4 protein-coding genes and 3 pseudogenes are annotated in these 4,769 nt (G+C 52.4%); 3 read left to right on the top strand and 4 right to left on the bottom strand.

What is annotated here, in order from left to right:
* Positions 1-160 precede the first annotated feature (160 nt).
* Positions 161-832, bottom strand: a complete 672-nt coding sequence (locus tag QRY16_RS21415) for an ABC transporter ATP-binding protein (RefSeq protein ID WP_289777995.1) — start codon at positions 830-832, stop codon at positions 161-163.
* 14 nt (positions 833-846) lie between these two features.
* Positions 847-1,221 (bottom strand): type 2 periplasmic-binding domain-containing protein, encoded by a 375-nt coding sequence (locus tag QRY16_RS21410; RefSeq protein WP_289777994.1) that lies wholly within the window; start codon positions 1,219-1,221, stop codon positions 847-849.
* 191 nt (positions 1,222-1,412) lie between these two features.
* Between QRY16_RS21410 and QRY16_RS21405 the strand changes: the two are divergent.
* Both QRY16_RS21405 and QRY16_RS21400 read left to right on the top strand, forming a co-directional pair.
* Positions 1,413-1,702, top strand: a pseudogene (locus tag QRY16_RS21405) (DUF1028 domain-containing protein); the annotation flags it as partial.
* Positions 1,680-2,056: pseudogene (locus tag QRY16_RS21400) on the top strand (acetylornithine deacetylase); the annotation flags it as partial. The pseudogenes QRY16_RS21405 and QRY16_RS21400, both read left to right, overlap by 23 nt.
* A 256-nt stretch (positions 2,057-2,312) precedes the next feature.
* Here QRY16_RS21400 and QRY16_RS21395 read toward each other — a convergent pair.
* Positions 2,313-2,471: pseudogene (locus QRY16_RS21395) on the bottom strand (transposase); the annotation flags it as partial.
* Between the two features lie 71 nt (positions 2,472-2,542).
* On the opposite strand from QRY16_RS21395, the gene QRY16_RS21390 reads away from it, so the two are divergent.
* On the top strand, positions 2,543-3,484 hold the full coding sequence (locus tag QRY16_RS21390; RefSeq protein ID WP_289777993.1) for an Rpn family recombination-promoting nuclease/putative transposase: 942 nt from the start codon (positions 2,543-2,545) through the stop codon (positions 3,482-3,484).
* A 42-nt stretch (positions 3,485-3,526) separates the two neighbouring features.
* Here the strand turns inward: QRY16_RS21390 and QRY16_RS21385 are convergent.
* On the bottom strand, positions 3,527-4,769 hold a 1,243-nt coding region (locus QRY16_RS21385; RefSeq protein WP_289777992.1), incomplete at its 5' end, for a diguanylate cyclase family protein.

The raw sequence follows: 4,769 nt of genomic DNA, 5'->3' as shown, positions 1-4,769 counted from the left end.
TTTAAACTGATGAGTGAACATTAAGGATTTATTATTTCCGGCCATGCTATTCACCCCGTTGATTTATGAATAAAACATTCTCCTCATGCTTAACGTGTTAATATCGACCTATTCAATGATCGTTAAAGAGGCTTGTAAGCCTCTTTAACGTTAAGCGATTTTACATTGTGAGCAGTCGCGCATTTTCTGGATTCCAGTTCAGCGAAACCGTATTTCCTATTGCACCGACTAAAGCCTGGCTACTGCGCACAATAAAACGCTCGCCATGATCCAGCGTGACCACTAATCGCGTTTCAGACCCTGCATAGATGCGTTCGCTAATTTTACCGTGTACCAGCGCATCCTGCGCGGCACACAGTCGAATGTGCTCCGGGCTAATAACCAGTGCAGCCTGGCCCTGTAACGTACTCGTGGCAGGCAGGGCAAAGTTCCCTTGCTGATTGACCAGCGTATCGTGCCGTATTTCTCCACGCAAAATATTGGACAAGCCAATAAACTCAGCAACGAAGGTTGTTTGCGGTTGCTGACAGATGTTTTCCGGCGTATCAATTTGCGCAATTTTACCTTCATTCATCAGGCAGATACGATCGGACAACGCCAGTGCTTCTTCCTGATCGTGGGTCACAAAAATAATGGTGGCCCCGGATTCGCGGTGAATACGCTTAATTTCCATCTGCATGGCTTCGCGCAGTTTACGATCCAGCGCGCCCAGGGGTTCATCCATCAAAATGACGCTCGGTTGATAGATCAGGCAACGCGCCAGCGCCACGCGCTGCTGCTCACCCGACAAAGCGCGTGGAAAGCGTTTCGCGGCATGGCCGAGTTCCACCATCTCTAACGCTTCCTTCACCTTGCGCGCAATATCTCTTCCAGATAAGGCTTGCCCAGCTTGTTCAGGCGCACCAGATGCTCAGGATTAAGCAGCGCCACATCGAACAGGTAATTTTTGGTATCGACCATCATCTGAAATTGCAGCACCGGATCGGGACCCAGTACGGTATTGATGATTTTAATCCCCCTCGCTTCTTCAAACGGTTTATAAAACGCTTTGCTGAAACCGGAGCCATAGGGGCCGCCCACATCGGCAACGGTTAGGGTGGTCACGTCTGCGGCCTGAGCCGGTCGCGAGATGAACATCGGGGCCACAGAGGCCACAGCTGCGGCGCTCAGGCCAGGTTTTAATGCGTCACAGCGGGTGTACTGGCCTTTCTGTTTATTCATGAGAACCTTCTGCATAGCGTATTGTTATTAGATGCCCGTCTTGTAGCGGGCGCTTGCCTGGTGTTAGTGCTTTACTCGTTTTCTGCCTGAAAAATGGCGGTGTTCACCTCGGCAATCAGCGCGTCGATAGCCTGTGAGTCGAAACGTTGACGGAAGCGGCGATCGAAGGTGGTGACGAAGCCAACAAAGGAATTGGCGCAGTGCTCCAGCAGACGGTCGGCATCCTGAGCTCCTCCAGCATTGCCGTTGGCGCACGTTGTCCGTGGCTGGTGGCAGGCATTGGCGCAGTTTCAAGCCAGAACATTACGTTACCGGCGCTGGGTCAGCAGATTCTGGCGCGGCTCGAAGAAGGATTAACGCCGGAGCAGGCACTGAAAAGGGCGTTAGCAGAAGATCGCTTTAGTGATACCGCCAGGTGACAGTAATTGACGCCAGCGGCAGTTGTGCGGCGTTCAGTGGTGAACAAACTGCCGGAGACTGGCGTGCAAAGCGTGATAGATGACGCAAAAACGTATGCCAGACAGCAGTTGCTGTCACCCATGCAGCAGAAAGTCAGATCCACTTCAGTGTGCTGAGTCAGTATCCGGGTTTACTTACCGATCCACAGTCTGAATTTGCCGGATGGCTGGCGCAATGGAGCGGCAATGACCGCTTTTCGACGGTTGCCTTTGGCACTGAAGGCGGCCTTTTTGATGAGGCTGGCATCGCAACAATGATTTGCGGGCCTGGCAGTATGGCTCAAGGGCACAAGCCTGATAAGTACATAACTATAGAGCAACTTGATAAGTGCATGCAGATGCTAATTAATCTTAATGAATGGATGCGTTGCCGTTAACACGCGCCTTATTATTCAGCCGTAATGCGTTGCGGCTGATATTTTTGTCAGGGAAAAATAACGCATGCAGGCATACCAGTTGCAAAATCTGACAAGACCATCACTCAACAGACATGCGATTCTGGGCATGTAGTGACGCGCTTTTGTCCTTTTTTGCGATGTGGTGAAAATCCACCCATGCAAAGTGTCTAAAAACCTTCTTGCAGGCGCGAACAAAACTCTATTTTTCAGGGGGCCCTGATCATGGAGAGAAAGCTCAGAACGTCATATTCAGCTTTCCGTAGTGGAACATCACGCCAGGTTTGAAGCACTTCCGGTTTCGGTATCCCCTGGTTTTCATTAACAGTCGTCTGACCTTGCTGTTCAGCGCCTCAGCATTACCATTCGATACACGATGACGCATGGCATTCAGTATTCTTTACAGCCGTTAATGTTAGCGTTTTCCAGGCTGTGATAACATCGCTGGGTTACTTTTCAGAGCCAGGGATGATGAAGAAAAGCAGTACACCCACTCCCCACGACGCCACGTTCCGGCAGTTCCTGACTCAGCCGGATATTGCCCATGATTTCATGGAGCTCCACCTGCCAGCAGAGTTGCGCGCTGTCTGCGATCTCAGCACGCTAAAGCTGGAATCCGGTTCGTTCGTCGAGGATAACCTTCGTCAGTATTTCAGCGACGTGCTCTACAGCCTGCAGACCACTGCCGGTGATGGATACATTCATGTCCTGGTCGAGCACCAGTCAACGCCAGACAAACATATGGCCTTTCGCCTGATCCGCTATGCGGTGGCCGCCATGCAGCGCCACCTGGAGGCAGGCCATAAAAAGTTGCCGCTGGTAATACCGGTGTTGTTCTATACGGGTAAACGCAGCCCGTATCCGTACTCCACCCGATGGCTGGATGAGTTTGACGATCCGGCACTGGCAGAAAAACTTTACAACGGAGCTTTTCCGCTGTTTGATGTTACTGTCATTCCGGACGATGAAATCGCTGGCCACCGCAGTATGGCGGCCCTGACCCTGCTACAGAAGCATATTCATCAACGGGACCTGGCAGAACTGGTCGACCGGCTGGCGCCCATTTTGCTGGCCGGACATCTGTCTTCATCGCAGGTGATATCGCTGGTACACTATATCGTACAGGCAGGCGAAACATCCGACGCCGAAGCCTTTGTACGCGAACTGGCACAGCGTGTGCCGCAACACGGAGACGCACTTATGACCATCGCGCAACAGCTCGAACAGAAGGGTATTGAGAAAGGTATCGAGAAAGGTATCCAGCTTGGCAGACAAGAAGGTCGTTCAGAAGGTGAGCGCGAAGCCACCCTGAAAATTGCCCGTAACATGCTGCAGAACGGCATCGACCGCAACACCGTCATGCAAATGACTGGTCTGACTGAAGACGACCTGGCGCAGATCCGTCACTAACAATCCACTAATTATCCTGTCCAGACGCACCCTACCTGCCCATCAGCAGCAAGGCTCCTGCAGCTTCGCCATGCCGCCGACAAGCTGAGCCTGCCCCGGAACCTGCTGAATGATTAACAGGCAGGGAATGCGCGTTCCAGATAGTTGCCATAAGGTGACCGTCTGCTGGAAAGGGGTCGCTTTCGTTCCGGCGTGCCAGTGATGAAATTCAGCGAGAAAAGGCGCTTCACAGTGCGCTTCAAGCAGCTCAAGCGTACTTACCGGGAACGTTTTCTGAGGAAAAAATAGCCCTGGAGAGCCTGACCAGTGTAGCTCACCGTCAGGCATCGTCAGCGTGAAGAGATGGCACGATCCCACGTGAGAAAAACACCTGAGCACATCCTGTTCGCTGGCCGCATGTGCAAGCCGTTGACGCTGGCTTGCAATAAACTGCGCCAGGCACGTTACAGTGAGGCACGAAAAAACCAGATAATTTTGCGCCTGCCAAATGGCCATACAGCAGGGCGGCTGAGAAGAACGATAAAACAGTCCATAACCCGCTAGCGTGGCCAGTATTACGATGCCGTAGTGCAGTAACAGCAGAAACGCGGTTGCGCGAAATGAAAGCGCAAGAGCGCTTAATATCAGACAGGAATACTGGAACCACAACAGTTCTGACGCATAGTGCCCGTAGTCTACTGGTGCAGCATACAGCGCCAGCAACAGAACGACATTCAGCACGATTATTCCGTCATCGCGCTGGCTAAAAGGTTTTGGAGCGGCACGCAAAAGCGGCAAGACCGCTAACATTGCCGTTAGCGCAGCCAGGGCCCAGGACGTGAAATGAGGTTGAGCCACAGGATAACCTGCCAGCATCAAACAGAAGCCCAGCAACGCACTGCCGGTGCACGTACAGAACGTAAGAAGTAAGGCATCGATGAGCGTTCCGATAACCGGATCACGACAAAAGGCGTGAGGTAATAAACGCGGGCGGATTCGCAGCGCAACCACACAAAGGGGCAGCACCAAAAGGTCAAAAATCGCGAAAATAGCGGCCAGCAACGGCGGACGGTCAATCCATAAACCACTCAGCATATGCAAACACCCCGCCGAGACAAGCCATAAAGGCCAGTCGCGTGGCGGCGTGTAGATCAGCGCCGCCAGAACGAGGGCGGCCGGGAACCAGACAGTGGTAGAAAAGCTCCACGCGTCACGGCTGACGTAACTGATAAGCGCCAACGGGATGTAGATCAGTACAAATCCTGTCCAGCGGATGAAATTACTTTTGAGCAGAATATTCTCCTGT

The sequence above is a fragment of the Mixta mediterraneensis genome, from assembly GCF_030283135.1.
In the GTDB taxonomy this organism is placed as follows: Bacteria; Pseudomonadota; Gammaproteobacteria; order Enterobacterales; family Enterobacteriaceae; genus Pantoea; species Pantoea mediterraneensis.
Note: the sequence above shows the minus strand (reverse complement) of the source record. Positions and strands in the feature narration are given on the sequence as shown.